Here is a 16301-nt window from a genome sequence, read left to right as displayed (position 1 = left end):
ACAGACTGTCAAGTTTTCTTCAACAGTGACGAGATCGCACTGGACGATCATCAACAACGCGGGAGCCCCCATGACCACTGCCAAGATCGTCACCGCCGCCATGCTCGCCATTGGCGATGAGCTCCTCTCCGGCCGGACGAAGGACAAGAATATCGGCCATCTGGCGGAGATGCTGACCATGGTCGGCATCGACCTGCGGGAGGTTCGCATCGTCGCGGATGACGAGGAGGCAATTGTGGGCGCGGTCAACGCCTTGCGTGGGCGTTATGACCATGTCTTCACATCCGGCGGCATCGGGCCGACGCACGATGACATCACCGCCGACGCCATCTCCAGGGCGTTCGGAGTCGAGTGCGTCTACGACCCGGAAGCAATGTCGCTGCTTGGCGCCATGTATGAACGACGCGGCATGGAGTTTACCGATGCGCGTAGGCGCATGGCGCGCATGCCGGTCGGCGCCGTCCATATCTCCAATCCCGTTTCGACGGCGCCCGGCTTCAGGATCGACAATGTTTACGTCATGGCCGGCGTGCCGCAGGTCTTTCAGGCGATGCTCGACAGCTTGCTGCCTAGCCTCCAGACCGGCACGCCGGTGCTGTCACGTACGGTCCGCTCGCCTTATGGCGAAGGCGATATTGGCGGCCCTTTGACGGAGGTTCAAAGACGGCATCCGGAAACGAGCATCGGTTCCTACCCCAAATTCGACGGCAAGAGCTTCTCGACCGATATCGTCATCCGTGCTCGCGATGCTGCCGTGCTCGCTGCCGCCGAAGCCGATGTCATGGCGATGATCGAGACAATCACCGGCGCCCGCTAACGGCATCCGTCGTTCGGCGTTCGACAACGCCAACGAGCGGAGGAACGGATTTCCGGACAAGCCTGTCCGGCCCTTGCGCTCCGGGCTTCATTTTCAGTATTGCATATTCAATTCGTAACGAAGCGCGCTCTGCGATCCCTTGGTCTGCCGCCGCACTTCGCAACCTGTGTTCGACGAGAAGCCGGAGCCCGCACATGTCTCTTCCAGATAAAGCCTTTCCAGTAACCTGGGACCAGTTCCACCGCGACGCCCGCGCGCTCGCGTGGCGGCTGGCCGACAACGGACAGGAATGGCGTGCGATGGTCTGCATCACCCGCGGGGGCCTCGTTCCGGCGGCAATCGTCTCCCGCGAACTCAACATCCGCATGATCGAGACCGTCTGCATCGCCTCCTATCACGATTACGACACGCAGGGACAGATGAAGGTCCTCAAGGGTATATCCCCGGAAATCGCCAGGGACGGCGGTAAAGGGGTGCTGATCGTCGACGACCTGACGGACACCGGCAAGACCGCCGCCGAAGTGCGCGCAATGCTGCCTAAAGCCCATTTCGCCGCCGTCTACGCCAAGCCGAAGGGACGCCCGCTCGTCGACACTTTCGTGACCGAGGTGAGCCAGGATACCTGGATTTATTTCCCGTGGGACATGGGCTTCACCTATCAGGAGCCGATCGCGAAGGGCACGCGCGGCTGATGCTGCGTAGAGAGTAAGTCACGGAAGCGGCGGGATGTTCTCGATGAGAGTCTCCGCCGTCATGCCGCGACCTGCGCGCGTGCCGGCCTCTCCGTGGCGCCAGACCGCGGCGGCGGCAGCCTCGAAGGCCGGCATGCCCTGCGCCAGATGAGCGCCGACAATACCGGCAAGGACATCACCCGATCCTGCGGTGGCGAGTGATGGCGGAGCATTGGCATTGACGACGGCACGCCCTGATGGAGCGGCGACAACCGTGTCGGGGCCCTTGTAGACGATGACCGCGTGGCTCAGTCGCGCAGCCGCTTGCGCCTTTTCAATCTTGGACAGCGCAGCATCCGCGGCGATCTCGGGGAACAACCGTGCGAACTCGCCCTCGTGCGGCGTCATCACCAGTCGCCCCCCGCTGTTGGCTGCTCGTTCGAAGAGTTCCGCCCTTGCCTTCTCGAAAGACGTCATTCCGTCGGCATCGAGAACCAGCGCTCGATCGCAAAGCATCAGGGCAAAGTCCCTCGTCTTCTTTCCGACACCAAAGCCCGGCCCGAGCACGAATGCGTTCACCCGCTTGTCCTTGAGCCATGCCGCAAGGTCTTCCATGTCCCGAATTTCCCTGAGCATCACCGCCGTAAGGTGGGACGCATTGACGGCGAGCGCTTCCGCCGGCGATGCAAGCGTCACCAGACCGGCACCCGCTGCGAGGCCAGCGGCGGCTGACAGGCGCGCTGCGCCAGTCGAGAGCGAACCGCCCGAAAGCACACCCAGATGGCCCCTCCGGTACTTGTGCGTGGCCGGATCCAGAGCGCTGGCGTGCGATCCCCATGCGGCTGGTGTATTGATCCGCAGGTCGCCGGCCCTCTCGCTGACTAGCCGCGCCGGAATACCGATGTCGAATACCTCCAGGGCGCCGCAACGGACGCGCCCGGGCATCAGCAGATGGCCGGGTTTCCTGGCCATGAACGTGACCGTATGTGCGGCAGTGAAGCTCGTACCGCGGACCTCTCCCGTGCGCCCGTCCACGCCCGAGGGCAGATCAACCGCGATTACCGGTATTCGGCCCTCGCTCACCCGCTCGATAGTTTTATACGCCTCTTCCGGCAGATCGCGGGCAAGCCCTGCCCCGAACAAGGCATCGACGACGACGTCACCAACTTGCGGCTCGTAAGCGATGAGCGGCTGTATCGAGAGTGGACAGGCGCGCTGCGCTCGCGCCGCGTCCCCTTTCAATGCCTCCGGCTTGCCAAGCGCAAACACGGCCACATCGGCGCCGCCGTCCGCGAGCGCAGACGCGGCAACATAGCCATCGCCGCCATTGTTGCCAGGTCCGCAAAGCACGACGAACCGAAGGGCTCCCGGAAAGAGCCGCAAGGCCGCCGCCGACACCGCCATTCCCGCTGAACGCATCAGAGTGAAGCTATCGATGCCCGAATCGGCGGCCGCTTTGTCGATCGCCGTCATGTCGGCAGGTGTCACCAGAACGTTTTGGAGCGCGTCAAGCATGAAGCAGATCTAACCGCGCCGAGGCGCCCAAAGCAAGGAGACGCGAGAACAAACGATTTGAGCACTTTTTATGCATTTGCACATTATTGGTGCTCAAATAACGTGCTTGTGGTGCCTGACGCAGCACGATTACTGGCATCAAACCAAGAAACTTCATAAAAAATAGGCAGAATGACCGGGAAGGCACGGCGCAATCCCACCCGTCCCCGATCAAGCTGTGAAAATTCACTATCCGGGGTTTTATTCCGCGACAAAACTGGCACGCTACGTGCATATTGGAGGCCGAGCGGGCATGAACCTGCTTTAAAGGGAGAAGCGGAGAGACATTTTCTCATGAAAAAGATCGAAGCGATCATAAAACCCTTCAAGCTCGACGAAGTGAAGGAAGCCCTTCAGGAAGTCGGCCTGCAGGGGATAACCGTCACGGAAGCCAAGGGCTTCGGACGACAGAAGGGACACACCGAGCTCTACAGGGGCGCCGAATATGTGGTGGACTTCCTGCCGAAGGTAAAGGTCGAAGTGGTGCTGGCGGACGAAAACGCAGAGGCCGTCATCGAGGCCATTCGCAATGCCGCGCAGACCGGCCGCATCGGCGATGGAAAGATTTTCGTGTCCAACGTGGAAGAAGTCATTCGAATCCGCACCGGCGAAACCGGCCTCGACGCCATCTAATCACGCCATCAGATCCTGGGGGGCCGTTCGGCCCCGATTTTTTCAAACCTCGTCATCTCAAAACAGGGATTTACAACAAATGACGACTGCGAGTGAAGTTCTGAAGCAAATCAAGGACAACGACGTCAAGTTCGTCGACCTGCGCTTTACGGACCCGAAGGGCAAGCTACAGCATGTGACGATGGACGTCGTCTGCGTCGACGAAGACATGTTCGCCGACGGCGTCATGTTCGACGGCTCCTCGATTTCCGGTTGGAAGGCCATCAACGAGTCCGACATGGTGCTGATGCCCGATCCGGAAACGGCTCACATGGATCCATTCTTCGCTCAGTCGACCATGGTCATTCTCTGCGATATTCTCGATCCGGTTTCCGGCGAATCCTACAACCGCGACCCGCGCGGCACGGCGAAGAAGGCGGAAGCCTATCTCAAGGCCTCCGGCATCGGCGATACGGTCTTCGTTGGTCCGGAAGCAGAATTCTTCGTGTTCGACGACGTGAAGTACAAGGCCGACCCGTACAACACCGGCTTCAAGCTAGATTCGTCCGAACTGCCGTCCAACGACGACACCGAATACGAGACCGGCAACCTCGGCCATCGTCCGCGCATCAAGGGCGGCTACTTCCCGGTACCGCCGATCGACAGCTGCCAGGACATGCGCTCTGAAATGCTGACCGTGCTTGCCGAAATGGGCGTCACGGTTGAAAAGCATCACCACGAAGTGGCCGCCGCCCAGCACGAGCTTGGCGTCAAGTTCGATGCGCTCGTTCGCAACGCCGACAAGATGCAGATCTACAAATACGTCGTGCACCAGGTTGCCAATGCCTACGGCAAGACCGCAACCTTCATGCCGAAGCCCGTCTTCGGCGACAACGGTTCGGGCATGCATGTCCACCTTTCGATCTGGAAGGACGGCAAGCCGACCTTTGCCGGCGACGAATATGCCGGGCTGTCGGAGACCTGCCTCTACTTCATCGGCGGCATCATCAAGCACGCCAAGGCCCTCAACGCCTTCACCAACCCGTCGACGAACTCCTACAAGCGTCTCGTCCCGGGCTATGAAGCGCCGGTTCTGCTCGCCTATTCGGCCCGCAACCGCTCGGCTTCGTGCCGTATCCCGTTCGGCAGCAACCCGAAGGCCAAGCGCGTCGAAGTCCGCTTCCCGGATCCGAGCGCGAACCCCTACCTCGCCTTCGCCGCCATGCTGATGGCCGGCCTCGACGGTATCAAGAACAAGCTTCATCCCGGCAAGGCGATGGACAAGGACCTCTATGACCTGCCGCCGAAGGAACTGAAGAAGATCCCGACCGTTTGCGGCAGCTTGCGCGAAGCGCTCGAAAGCCTCGACAAGGATCGCAAGTTCCTGACAGCCGGCGGCGTCTTCGACGACGACCAGATCGACTCGTTCATCGAACTGAAGATGCAGGAAGTCATGCGCTTCGAAATGACGCCGCATCCCGTCGAATACGACATGTACTACTCGGTCTGACGAAAATGGACCGGTCAGCAGGCATGCCCGGTCCGCTTACGACAATGGAAAAGGCGGGCCTCCTTCGAAGCCCGCCTTTTTTTCATTTGCAATGCCCCTAAAGAACGGTTCACCGCAGACCTATTGATGTTCCGCACGCGGCAACCCAGATTATTGTCTGAAAGGATGTGTTGCGTCATGAAACAAAGAAACGCGAAATTTGAGATCGGACAGGTGGTTCGCCACCGGGTCTTCCCGTTCCGCGGCGTCATCTTTGACGTCGATCCGGAATATGCCAACACCGAGGAATGGTGGAATGCCATCCCGCCGGAAATTCGGCCAAGCAAGGACCAGCCCTTCTATCATCTCTTCGCCGAGAACGACGACACCGAATATGTCGCATATGTTTCCGAACAGAACCTCGTGTCCGATGACAGCGATAGACCGGTCCGCCACCCGCAGGTGGACGCGCTGTTCGACAAGGCGGATGCCGGGCATTACAAACCCAAAGCCACCTATCGACACTAGGGCATTGTCAGTTTGACGGTTGCCTGACCAAGACGCTCCGGCACTACGGTCCCGGGGCGTCTTGTTCTTAGGCCGCCTGAAGAAGTCGGATAATCGCGCTGCACGGCAACAAAAAACGCCCGGACCAGTGGCCCGAGCGTTCCGATTTCAGGAACCGAGAATGGTTATTGCTGCTTGGCAGCCTTCTGGGCCTCTTCCAGCTTCTTGCGGGCGTCTTCCGCCTTCTTCTGCATTTCTTCCTGCAGCAGACGCTGGCGTTCTTCCAGCTGCGACTGTTCGATCGGCTCACCGTCGAAGACGCCGGTGAAACCTTCCAGCGACATCTTGATCGGGTTCGGAGCGCGCTGGAAATTGACCGACGTAAAGACGACTTCGTTGCCCTTCTTCAGATTGGCGATCAGCGCGTCGGAAAGCGGCGCTTCGGCAACGCACTTGTCAGGCATGCAGATGGCGTAGTCGAGCTTGACGCCCTTGCCACCATCGATCTGCATCTGAACGCCAGGCGGAATCATGCGGGCAGAAGGTACGGAAACCTGCATAACCTTGCGGTTGATCTTGCCGGAGACGGTGATGAGGCCGACGGCAGTGATGAGCTGACCATTGTTGGCGGTAAGCAGGTTCTGAACGATGCAGACGTCGTTGTCTTCCTGCTTGGTGCAAACCTTGAACCAACCCTGCGGCGGCTTGCCTGCCTGCGCGAAAGCAACGCTGGGCGCACCGGCGGCTGCAACAGAGAGCGCCAGCGCTGCCATTGCCGCGCGATTGGTGAAGTTCGACTTGAAGATCATTGTGATTCCGTCTCCTGAAATCCGGTTCCGGAACAAACTGTTCCGATGGTGAGTATCGTCAGCCGCCGTTGTCCTGTTGGCCAATTGAGGCATTTGAATGGCCCCGTTTCCGGAAACACCTGTTACATTGGCTCGTGGTGTTTATCCAGTGTTTCGTTGCATTTTTTGCAACCTGTGAAGCTCGAAATACCCGGATTCCACGATCTTCCAGGATCGAACCCGTCAAGAATCGCGTTGGTCGATTCCTGGACACCAGAGCGGGAGCCCGGCGGAAAACCGCTCTGGCGAAGGTTGGAAATGTGGGCTCGCATTGGTAACGTGGCGGGAATCGGCCTGTAGAAATCCCTCGGGAGGTGAAGTTGCGCGCAGTTCTTTCCGGCCTTGTCATGCTTTTGGCCGCCAGCACATTCGGCAAGGAAGCCGTGGCCGCGCCTGTGCATGCCATTTCCATGCATGGTGAGCCCGGATTGCCCGCCGACTTCAAGAACTTCCCTTACGTCAACCCCAACGTGAAGAAGGGGGGCAAGATTTCCTATGGAGTCGTCGGCACTTTCGACAGCCTCAATCCCTTCATTCTGAAGAGTATGCGGACAACCGCCCGAGGCATGTGGGATCCGGGCTTCGGCAATCTCGTCTATGAATCGCTGATGCAGCGCTCCCAGGATGAACCGTTCACGATGTACGGTCTACTTGCGGAAACCGTCGAGTGGGACGACGATCGCACCTTCATCCAGTTCAATCTGAACCCCAAGGCACGCTGGGCGGACGGCCAGCCCGTGACGGCCGAAGATGTCATGTTCAGTTTCGAGTTGATGCGCGACAAGGGACGCGCGCCCTTCAGCAACCGCCTCTCCAAGGTCGCCAAGATGGAGAAAGTCGGCGAACGCAGTGTCCGCTTCACTTTCAATGAGGATGTCGACCGCGAATTCCCGCTTCTGCTCGCGCTTTCACCGGTATTGCCGAAACACGCGATCAACGTCGATAGCTTCGACAGGACGACACTCGAGCCGCCGCTTGGCTCCGGGCCCTATCGCGTCGCCGAAGTGAAGGCGGGCGAGCGCATCATCTACCGCCGGAATCCGGACTACTGGGGCAAGGATCTGCCTTCCAAGATCGGCCTCGACAATTACGACGAGATTTCGGTCGAGTATTTCCTCCAGGAGAACTCCCTCTTCGAGGCCTTCAAGAAGGGAGAGGTCGATGTCTATCCGGAAGGTAGCGCGACGAAATGGGCACGCGGTTACGATTTTCCGGCGGTGCGCTCGGGCGACGTGATCAAGGACAGCTTCACGCCGAAGACGCCCTCCGGCATGCTCGGCTTCGTCTTCAATACGCGCAGGCCGATGTTCAACAATATCAAGCTGCGCCAGGGCCTCGCGCTCGTTTTCGACTTCGAATGGGTGAACAAGAATCTTTTCGACGGTGCCTACACCCGAACCCAGAGCTACTGGCAGAATTCGTCGCTTTCCTTCCTCGGTGTCGCGGCAGATGACCGTGAGCTGGGGCTCATGGGCGAGGTCAGAGAGAAGATAAATCCGACCATTCTCGATGGAACCTACCGCCTTCCCGTCACCGATGCGTCCGGTCGCGATCGCAACGTGCTGCGCGAGGCGGTGACGCTGCTTCGCGAGGCCGGTTACGCAATCAAGGACGGCAAGATGGTCGACGCCAAAGGCACGCCGCTCGCCTTCCAGATCATGAGCCAGAACGCAGGGCAGGAGAAGATCGCGCTCGCCTACCAGCGGTTCCTCGCGCCGCTCGGAATTGTCGCGACCGTGCGCACCGTCGACGATTCCCAGTACCAGCAACGCAGCCAGTCGTTCGACTACGACGTGATCATAAAGTCCTTCCCCTCGTCGCTTTCCCCGGGCGTCGAACAACTCGGGCGCTGGGGTTCGCAATCGCGGGACAGGCAGGGTAGCGATAATTTTGCCGGCGTTGCCGACAAGGACGTCGACAAACTGATCAACAATATCCTGCAGGCACGGACAACCGAAGACTTCACCGCCGCAGTCCGCGCTCATGACCGGCTGCTGGTTTCCAACGCCTATGTTGTGCCGCTCTATCATCTCGACGCGCAATGGATCGCACGGTGGAAACACATCGGGCGCCCGGCCACGGTGCCGCTCTACGGCTACCAGCTACCGACCTGGTGGGACGAGCGCGCGCAATAACGACAGCGCCGTGCGTCTTTCAGAAGCACAAAGGTCTAGAACTTTGAATCGCTGCATGTTTTTGTCCGTGAATCGGCTTCGATTTAAGGAAACATGCAGTAGGTTCCCATTTGGTAACGCATTGAAAGCATCGCCATAGCGGCCTATCTCGCAGGTTCACGAAGAAAGAAAGGCTGGCACTATGGAAACCGTCAAAATCGATATCGTCTCGGATGTTGTATGTCCGTGGTGCTATCTCGGAAAGAGCCGCCTCGATCAAGCGATCGCCAACGTCGCCGGCGACATCCACGTGATGATTCAGTGGCGGCCGTACCAGCTCAATCCCGACCTGCCGCCGGAGGGTGTCGACCACAAGCGGCACCTTGCCGCAAAGCTCGGCGGTCAGGAGGCTGTCGACCAGGCCCACAAGATGCTTGAAGTACTTGGCCAGGAAGACGGTATCGACTTCAACTTCGATGCCGTGAAGATCAGCCCAAACACCATTGACGCCCACCGGTTGATCCGCTGGGCAGCAACCAATGGCGAGGAAACCCAGGCCGAGGTCGTGCGCCTGCTGTTCAAGGCAAATTTCGAGGAAGGCCGAAACGTCGGCGATCACGCCGTCCTTCTGGAGATTGCCGAGCAGGCTGGCCTCGACGGTCCGGTCATCGCCGCCCTTCTCACCTCCGACGCGGACAAGGACGCGGTCAAGCAGGAGATCGAAGTGGCTCGCGAGATGGGTGTCAGCGGCGTCCCATGCTTCATCATCGAGCAGCAATATGCTGTGATGGGCGCGCAATCGGTCGATGTGCTGACGAACGCATTGCGCGAGATCGCGCAGATGAAAGCAAGCACTGCTCACTGAACCGCCTGATGGAAACCGAAATGCCGCCCGGCAAAACCGGGCGGCATTTTTGTTTCAGGCCACCTTTGCAAGACCGGCGAGTTGCGTCATCACCGTGGCTGCGCCGGACAGCCTCTTGTCCGGTGTCGCAAGTTCACGCTGGAAGAAGATGCTCTGGTCCGGGCGAATCTTCGCGAGCGTTCCCTGTTTGGCGATGTAATCGACGAGGGCGGCGGGGTTCGGAAATTCCTTGTTGCGGAACTGAACAACCACGCCTTTCGGCCCCGCATCGAGTTTTTCGACATTTGCCGTGCGGCAGAGCGACTTGATGTAAACGATCTTCAGGAGGTGCTGAACCTCGGTCGGCAGCGGCCCGAAGCGATCAATCAGCTCCGCGCCGAAACCATCGATCTCCTTCAGGTCCGTCAGTTCGCCGAGACGACGGTAAAGTCCGAGCCTCAGGTTCAGATCCGGCACATACACTTCCGGGATCATGACGGGCGTCCCGACCGATATCTGCGGCGACCAGCCGGTATCGTGGATTTCCTCCTCGCCCTTGAGCTCGGCGACAGCCTCCTCCAGCATCTGCTGGTAGAGTTCAAAGCCGACTTCCTTGATGTGGCCGGACTGCTCCTCGCCAAGCAGGTTGCCGGCGCCGCGGATATCGAGATCGTGGCTGGCAAGCTGGAAGCCGGCACCCAGCGTGTCGAGCGACTGCAGCACCTTCAGCCGGCGTTCCGCAGGCCCCGTCAATGTCTTGTTGACCGGCAGGGTGAAGAGCGCAAAGGCGCGAACCTTGGACCGACCTACCCGGCCGCGGAGCTGGTAAAGCTGGGCGAGACCGAACATGTCGGCACGGTGAACGATCAAGGTATTGGCGGTCGGCACGTCGAGGCCCGATTCGACGATCGTCGTTGAGAGGAGCACATCGTATCGCCCTTCGTAAAAGGCGTTCATGATGTCTTCAAGTTCGGTAGCCGGCATCTGGCCATGGGCGACCGCGACCTTCAATTCGGGCACATCGGAATTCAGAAAGTCGTGGATCTCCGAAAGATCGCTCAAGCGCGGGCAGACATAGAAGCTTTGGCCGCCGCGATAATGCTCGCGCATCAGTGTCTCGCGGATCACCAGCGCGTCGAAGGGCGAGATGAACGTGCGCACCGCCATGCGGTCGACCGGTGGCGTCGTGATCAGCGACAATTCGCGAACGCCGGTCAAGGCAAGCTGCAGCGTTCTCGGAATAGGCGTAGCCGACAGGGTCAGCACATGCACGTCCGATTTGAGTTCCTTGAGCCGTTCCTTGTGCTTGACGCCGAAGTGCTGCTCTTCGTCGATGATCAGCAGCCCGAGATTGGCGAACTTGACCGAAGAGCCGAGCAGCGCGTGGGTGCCGACGACGATGTCAGTCTTGCCATCGGCCACTTCCTTCTTGGTCAACGCGAGTTCCTTCGACCCGACGAGCCGCGAGGCCTGCTGAATGCGGATCGGTAGGCCGCGGAATCGCTCGGCGAACGTCCTGAAATGCTGGCGGGCAAGCAATGTCGTCGGAACGACGACCGCCACCTGAACGCCGTTCATCGCGGCAATGAAGGCAGCGCGCAACGCCACCTCGGTCTTGCCGAAGCCGACGTCGCCGCAGACCAGCCGGTCCATCGGCCGTCCGCTTCCGAGATCGTCGCGGACAGCATCGATCGAGTTCATCTGGTCTTCGGTTTCATCGTAAGGGAAGCGCGCGGCGAACTCGTCATAGACCCCGTCGTGGGCAGCCAGAACAGGCGCGTGGCGAGTATGGCGCTCGGCAGCGATGCGAATAAGGCCTCCGGCCATATCGAGCAGCCGCTTCTTGAGCTTGGCCTTGCGTGCCTGCCATGCGACGCCACCGAGCTTGTCGAGCATCGCGTCGGTGCCCTCGGAACCGTAGCGCGACAACAATTCGATGTTCTCGACCGGCAGAAAGAGCTTGGCATCCTCCGCATAGACAAGCTCGAGACAGTCATGCGGCGCGCCGGCCGCCTCGATCGTGCGCAAGCCAACGAAACGGCCGATGCCGTGTTCCGCATGGACGACATAGCTGCCCTCGTCAAGGCCGGTCACCTCGGCGATGAAGTCGGCGCCACGTTTGCGACGCTTCGAACGGCGCACCATTCTATCGCCAAGAATGTCCTGCTCGCCGATGACCACGAGATCGCCGCTCTCGAAGCCGGCTTCGAGACTGAGGACCGCGGAAGCCGCCTCGCCCGGCTTCAGCGAGCGCACATCGGACAGAGCCTTGATCGGACGAATATTGGCAAGCCCGTGCTCCGCGAGAACCTGCAGAAGCCGATCGAGCGATCCTTCCGACCAGCCTGAAATGACGACCTTTGCACCTTTCGCCCGCCTTTCGGCGATGTGCTTGACGGCTTGATCGAAGACGTTCGCGCGCTCGCCGTCGCTTTCTACCTCGCCTGCCGCCTTTGCCCAGCGCAGTCCCTGCCGCGCGTCGATAGCGACCACCTGACGCGCTTCGCCCTCATGTTCATTGAATGGCGACAGGCGGACCGCGTTGCGTTCGTTGAGCATCGCTCCGAAGCCTTCGGCTCCGAGGTAAAGCAGTTCCGGCGGCACGGGTTTGTAGGGCGTACCCTGCGAGATCTGGCTTTTGCCCGGCGATGACGAGGCCAGGCGGGCGTCATAGTAGTCGAGGATGAGCTTCGATCGCTCCGCCGCTGCCTCACGCACCAGATGGTCCGTCACGATGCGGAAACCATCGAGATAATCGAAGACCGTCTCCAGGCCGTCATAGAAAAGCGGCAGCCAATGCTCCATGCCGGCGTAGCGGCGTCCTTCCGATACCGCCTGGTAAAGCGCATCGTCACGCGTCGCAGCCCCAAAGAGCGAAAGATACTGCTTGCGGAAATGGCTGATCGTCTCCGGCGTCAGCGACACTTCGCTCATCGGGTTGAGGTCGAGCGAGCGAACCTGGCCGGTCGTGCGCTGGCTCGCCGGATCGAAGGAACGGATCGTCTCCAGCGTGTCGCCGAAGAAATCCAACCGCAACGGTTCGCCGCTACCGGGCACATACACGTCCAGGATGCCGCCCCGCACGGCGAATTCGCCCACCTCGCGCACCGTCGGTACGCGCTCGAAGCCGTTCCGCTCCAGTCGCGCGGCAATGTCGTCCATACGGATCTGGTTACCTGGCCTCGCCGAAAAGGCGAGGCTTTCGATCACATCCTGCGGAGAGATCTTCTGGAGCGCCGCGTTGACGGTAACCAGCACGATCGCCGGATGCGGCTTCGCCCGATGCGCTATCAGCGCGCTCAGGGCAGCAAGCCTCCGCGCAGACGTATCGGCACTCGGGGATACGCGGTCGTAAGGCAGGCAGTCCCAGCCAGGCAAAGTGAGCACCGGAATATCGGGCGCCACAAAGCCGAGAATCTGCTCGAGGTCCGCAATCCGCTGACCGTCGGAAAGGATATAGGCGACGGGGCTTCCTGCTCGCGCCAACTCGGCAAGAATCAATGCCTCGGCGCCGGACGGCACCGGGCCGATCGTCACTTCCCTTGTCGCGGAAAGGATCTTCTTCGGGTCAAGGCCGGATATCATGCTTGTATCTATTCCTGACGAAGCTTATCGAAGTCGGGGCGATAAGCCGCTATCCGGTTGAACAATGCTGTCGCATAACGCTCCGGCAGGGGCTGTTCGCCGGTGATCCACCGGACGAGATCGTTGTCCTCCTCGCGCATGATCGTCTCGAGCTCATCGAGTTCCGCGTCTGACAGGGTCGCCAGTTCCGCTTCCGCGAATTGTCCAAGAATCAAATCCATTTCGCGGATGCCGCGATGCCATGAGCGAAAGAGAATCCTGCGCCGACGCGGGTCGAGATCGGCGCTGGTACGCGTGATGCCGGTCATGGAAAATCCTTCCTGCCGTCCGCAGCCAAGGGGCGGGTTTTTAGTCATTGGGCTCTATAAACGCTGGAAGGCAGGTTGTCAGCCTTGCCAAAGCCGGAATTATCATCGCAATTTCATCATCATGCGCCCTGCCCTCCTCGACCCGCTGTTTTCGCCTCTCGACACGCTGCCCGGCATCGGTCCGAAAACCGGCGAACTCTATGCGCGTCTGCTCGGCCGCGAAACGATCGATGATTGCCGGGTGATCGATCTTGTCTTCCACGCGCCCCACTCGCTGATCGACCGACGCCAGCAACCGGGTATTGCCTATGCGCCGCAGGGATCCATCGTCACCATCACCGGCCGCGTCGACCGGCATCAGCCATCGCCTCGCGGCAGGCCGAACGTACCCTACCGGGTCTTCCTGCACGACGATACCGGCGAACTGGCGCTTACCTTTTTCCGCGTCAAGGGAAATTGGCTGGAAAAGGCGTTGCCTGTCGATGAAGCCGTTGTTGTCAGCGGCAAGGTGGATTGGTTCAACGGCCGGGCGTCCATGGTGCATCCCGACTACATGGTAAGGGTCGCCGAAGCGGAAAATCTGCCGCTCGTCGAACCTGTCTATGGCCTGACCGCCGGCCTCTCGCCGCGAACGCTGCGGCGCTCGATCGAAGCGGCGGTGGCGCGCGTACCGGATCTGCCCGAGTGGCTCGATGAGCCGCTGCTCCGCCAGCAAGGATTTCAAAGCGCAACGGAAAGTTTCCAGCGCCTGCACGAGCCGCGGGATGAAACCGATATCGACGCACAGGCTCCGGCGCGGCGCCGACTCGCCTACGACGAATTTCTTGCCGGGCAATTGTCGCTTTCGCTCGTACGCCAGCGGCTGCGCAAGGTCGCCGGCACACCCGTTCATCCGACCGGCAAATTGACCGAGCCAGTCCTCCGAGCGCTGCCCTTCTCTCTCACGGCGAGCCAGACCGCGGCGATCCGCGACATACTTGCCGACATGTCCGGCAGCGACCGCATGCTGCGCCTGCTGCAGGGCGACGTCGGTTCCGGCAAGACGGCGGTGGCGCTGATGTCGATGCTCGCCGCGGTCGAATCCGGTGGCCAGACGGTGCTGATGGCGCCGACCGAAATCCTTGCCCGGCAACATCATGCGACGCTCTCGAAAATGGCCGCTCCGGCCGGTATGACGATCGATGTTCTGACCGGCCGCACGAAAGGCAAGGAACGCGACGCGATCCTGGAGCGTATCTCCTCCGGCGAAACGCAGATGGTGATCGGAACACATGCTCTTTTCCAGGAGGCCGTAAACTACCACCAACTCCTGCTCGCGATCGTCGACGAACAGCATCGTTTCGGCGTTCACCAACGGCTGAGACTTACCGCCAAAGGCATTTCCCCGCACATGCTCGTGATGACGGCGACGCCTATTCCCCGCACGCTCGTGCTTGCCGCCTTCGGCGACATGGATGTTTCCAAGCTGACAGAGAAGCCGGCCGGGCGAAAACCGATACAGACGGTGACGATCCCCACCGAGCGGACGGACGAGATCATCGACAGGCTCGATGCGGCCCTCGGGCAAGGCAAGAAAGCCTACTGGATCTGTCCGCTCGTCGAGGAGTCCGAGGAGAGCGACACGATGTCCGCCGATGAGCGCTATCAAAGCCTCGTCCGGCGCTTCGGAGACGATGTCGGACTTGTCCATGGCCGCATGTCCGGCCCGGACAAGGACGCCGTGATGCTTGCCTTCAAGCACGGCGAGGTTCGCCTGCTCGTGGCAACGACCGTGGTCGAGGTCGGCGTCGACGTTCCCGACGCGACGATCATGGTGATCGAGCATGCCGAGCGCTTCGGGCTGGCGCAGCTCCATCAATTGCGGGGCCGCGTCGGCCGTGGTGACGAGGCTTCGACCTGCATCCTCCTATACAGGAGCCCGCTCAGCGAGGCCGGCCGCGCACGTCTCTCCATTCTGCGCGAGACCGAAGACGGCTTCGTCATTGCCGAGGAAGATTTGAAATTGCGCGGCGAAGGCGAGCTTCTCGGAACGCGCCAGTCCGGCACACCCGGTTTCCGCATCGCGAGTCTGGAGGCGCACGGAGATCTTCTCGAGATCGCCCGCAGGGATGCCGCTTATGTCATCGAACGCGATCCGGATCTCACGTCGGCGCGCGGCGAAGCCTTGCGGACGCTTCTCTACCTTTACCGACGCGACGAAGCGATCCGGTTCCTGCGCGCCGGTTAGGCGGGTGTTCGGTAACTAGGCCGTCTTCTGGTGGGTGATCGGCCGCGGCGGGGCGTTGGCAAGCGGCTTATGGTCGGGCGCGACAAGGCCGCCGGAAATGAGGAGCTTGGCTGCGTCTTCGGCGCTCATCTGGAGCGGTATGATTTTCTCCCGCGGCACGAACAGCAGGAAGCCGGCCGTCGGAATCGGCGTCGGCGGAAGGAACACTGTGACCATGTCCATCCCCCGCTCATCGAACTTCGCGGCGATCTCACCCTTCACGTCCGTCGCGATGAAGACCAGCGACCAGAGGCCCGGGCTCGGATACTCGATCAGCCCCGCCTTTTTGAAGGACGAGGACTGCTCCTGAAGAACCGTCTGGAAGATCTGCTTCAGCGATTTGTAGATCGTACGGACGAGCGGCGTCCTGTTGACGAGCGACTCGCCGAAGGAGACGATCGACCGACCGACGAGATTGGCCGTCAGAAATCCGACGAGCGTGATGACAATGATCGCAACGAGGAGACCAAAGCCCGGTATGGCGACCGGCGAATAGGTGTCCGGATTGTAAAAGTTCGGCAGGTAAGGTTTCACCCACCCGTCCGCCCATTCGATGAAGGAACGAACCAGCCAGACGGTGATCGCCAGGGGTGCACAGATGATAAGCCCGGTCAGAAAATAATTGCGCAACCGGGTTGCGATGATGCCGCGTTTGGAGCCTTCCGTCATGCCGTTGCCATCAATTC

The 16301-nt window shown here is 60.6% G+C and carries 13 protein-coding genes; 8 read left to right on the top strand and 5 right to left on the bottom strand.

The annotated features are described in order from the left end of the window. The first annotated feature begins 70 nt into the window (after positions 1–70). Together QN224_RS12815 and gpt are read left to right on the top strand one after the other, a co-directional pair. On the top strand, positions 71–817 hold the full coding sequence (locus QN224_RS12815) for a competence/damage-inducible protein A (RefSeq protein WP_269283725.1): 747 nt from the start codon (positions 71–73) through the stop codon (positions 815–817). Positions 818–1011: 194 nt separating this feature from the next. After that, positions 1012–1509, top strand: a complete 498-nt coding sequence (gene gpt / locus QN224_RS12810; RefSeq protein WP_173512934.1) for a xanthine phosphoribosyltransferase — start codon at positions 1012–1014, stop codon at positions 1507–1509. Positions 1510–1527: 18 nt separating this feature from the next. Here the strand turns inward: gpt and QN224_RS12805 are convergent, their stop codons facing one another. Next, complete coding sequence (locus QN224_RS12805; RefSeq protein WP_283976984.1) at positions 1528–3003, bottom strand: NAD(P)H-hydrate dehydratase; 1476 nt, start codon at positions 3001–3003, stop codon at positions 1528–1530. A 333-nt stretch (positions 3004–3336) separates the two neighbouring features. Between QN224_RS12805 and QN224_RS12800 the strand changes: the two genes are divergently transcribed. From QN224_RS12800 to hspQ, 3 genes are all read left to right on the top strand, one after another. Continuing rightward, complete coding sequence (locus tag QN224_RS12800) at positions 3337–3675, top strand: P-II family nitrogen regulator (RefSeq protein WP_003528058.1); 339 nt, start codon at positions 3337–3339, stop codon at positions 3673–3675. A 79-nt stretch (positions 3676–3754) separates the two neighbouring features. Further along, entirely contained in the window at positions 3755–5164 is a 1410-nt protein-coding gene (gene glnA, locus QN224_RS12795; RefSeq protein ID WP_173512932.1) for a type I glutamate--ammonia ligase, read from the top strand. Between the two features lie 177 nt (positions 5165–5341). Further along, positions 5342–5671 carry a heat shock protein HspQ gene (gene hspQ / locus QN224_RS12790; RefSeq protein WP_173512931.1) on the top strand — a complete coding sequence of 110 codons (330 nt, stop codon included), beginning with the start codon at positions 5342–5344 and terminating at the stop codon, positions 5669–5671. A gap of 164 nt (positions 5672–5835) precedes the next feature. On the opposite strand, the gene QN224_RS12785 is transcribed toward hspQ, so the two are convergent. Then, entirely contained in the window at positions 5836–6459 is a 624-nt protein-coding gene (locus QN224_RS12785) for an invasion associated locus B family protein (protein ID WP_173512930.1), read from the bottom strand. 386 nt (positions 6460–6845) lie between these two features. Here QN224_RS12785 and QN224_RS12780 point away from each other — a divergent pair, with 386 nt between their 5' ends. Both QN224_RS12780 and QN224_RS12775 read left to right on the top strand, forming a co-directional pair. After that, positions 6846–8633, top strand: a complete 1788-nt coding sequence (locus QN224_RS12780) for an extracellular solute-binding protein (protein WP_283977475.1) — start codon at positions 6846–6848, stop codon at positions 8631–8633. A 181-nt stretch (positions 8634–8814) separates the two neighbouring features. Beyond that, positions 8815–9477, top strand: coding sequence for a DsbA family protein (locus QN224_RS12775; protein ID WP_283976983.1), 663 nt, complete (start codon positions 8815–8817; stop codon positions 9475–9477). A 54-nt stretch (positions 9478–9531) separates the two neighbouring features. Here the strand turns inward: QN224_RS12775 and mfd are convergent, their stop codons facing one another. Together mfd and QN224_RS12765 are read right to left on the bottom strand one after the other, a co-directional pair. Continuing rightward, a complete protein-coding gene (gene mfd, locus QN224_RS12770; RefSeq protein ID WP_283976982.1) occupies positions 9532–13041 on the bottom strand; it encodes a transcription-repair coupling factor in 3510 nt (1169 codons plus the stop codon). A gap of 8 nt (positions 13042–13049) precedes the next feature. Continuing rightward, a complete protein-coding gene (locus tag QN224_RS12765; RefSeq protein WP_283976981.1) occupies positions 13050–13349 on the bottom strand; it encodes a succinate dehydrogenase assembly factor 2 in 300 nt (99 codons plus the stop codon). 121 nt (positions 13350–13470) lie between these two features. Here QN224_RS12765 and recG point away from each other — a divergent pair, with 121 nt between their 5' ends. Beyond that, complete coding sequence (gene recG / locus QN224_RS12760; protein WP_283976980.1) at positions 13471–15576, top strand: ATP-dependent DNA helicase RecG; 2106 nt, start codon at positions 13471–13473, stop codon at positions 15574–15576. Between the two features lie 15 nt (positions 15577–15591). Here recG and QN224_RS12755 read toward each other — a convergent pair whose 3' ends face one another. Next, a complete protein-coding gene (locus QN224_RS12755) occupies positions 15592–16284 on the bottom strand; it encodes a DUF502 domain-containing protein (RefSeq protein WP_173512925.1) in 693 nt (230 codons plus the stop codon). Between the last annotated feature and the right edge of the window lie 17 nt (positions 16285–16301).

Source organism: Sinorhizobium sp. 7-81 (genome assembly GCF_030124405.1).
Lineage (GTDB): Bacteria > Pseudomonadota > Alphaproteobacteria > Rhizobiales > Rhizobiaceae > Sinorhizobium > Sinorhizobium psoraleae.
The sequence above is the reverse complement of the archived record's forward strand: the minus strand, read 5'-3'. Positions and strand labels throughout refer to the sequence as shown.

What these genes read in the sequence shown, in the direction of transcription:
- QN224_RS12805 (WP_283976984.1), bottom strand. Translation starts at nt 3,003, where the DNA reads ATGCTTGACGCGCTCCAAAACGTTCTGGTGACACCTGCCGACATGACG.
- QN224_RS12775 (WP_283976983.1), top strand. Translation starts at nt 8,815, where the DNA reads ATGGAAACCGTCAAAATCGATATCGTCTCGGATGTTGTATGTCCGTGG.
- QN224_RS12785 (WP_173512930.1), bottom strand. Translation starts at nt 6,459, where the DNA reads ATGATCTTCAAGTCGAACTTCACCAATCGCGCGGCAATGGCAGCGCTG.
- glnA (WP_173512932.1), top strand. Translation starts at nt 3,755, where the DNA reads ATGACGACTGCGAGTGAAGTTCTGAAGCAAATCAAGGACAACGACGTC.
- hspQ (WP_173512931.1), top strand. Translation starts at nt 5,342, where the DNA reads ATGAAACAAAGAAACGCGAAATTTGAGATCGGACAGGTGGTTCGCCAC.
- QN224_RS12780 (WP_283977475.1), top strand. Translation starts at nt 6,846, where the DNA reads ATGCTTTTGGCCGCCAGCACATTCGGCAAGGAAGCCGTGGCCGCGCCT.
- mfd (WP_283976982.1), bottom strand. Translation starts at nt 13,041, where the DNA reads ATGATATCCGGCCTTGACCCGAAGAAGATCCTTTCCGCGACAAGGGAA.
- QN224_RS12815 (WP_269283725.1), top strand. Translation starts at nt 71, where the DNA reads ATGACCACTGCCAAGATCGTCACCGCCGCCATGCTCGCCATTGGCGAT.
- QN224_RS12755 (WP_173512925.1), bottom strand. Translation starts at nt 16,284, where the DNA reads ATGACGGAAGGCTCCAAACGCGGCATCATCGCAACCCGGTTGCGCAAT.
- gpt (WP_173512934.1), top strand. Translation starts at nt 1,012, where the DNA reads ATGTCTCTTCCAGATAAAGCCTTTCCAGTAACCTGGGACCAGTTCCAC.
- QN224_RS12800 (WP_003528058.1), top strand. Translation starts at nt 3,337, where the DNA reads ATGAAAAAGATCGAAGCGATCATAAAACCCTTCAAGCTCGACGAAGTG.
- QN224_RS12765 (WP_283976981.1), bottom strand. Translation starts at nt 13,349, where the DNA reads ATGACCGGCATCACGCGTACCAGCGCCGATCTCGACCCGCGTCGGCGC.
- recG (WP_283976980.1), top strand. Translation starts at nt 13,471, where the DNA reads ATGCGCCCTGCCCTCCTCGACCCGCTGTTTTCGCCTCTCGACACGCTG.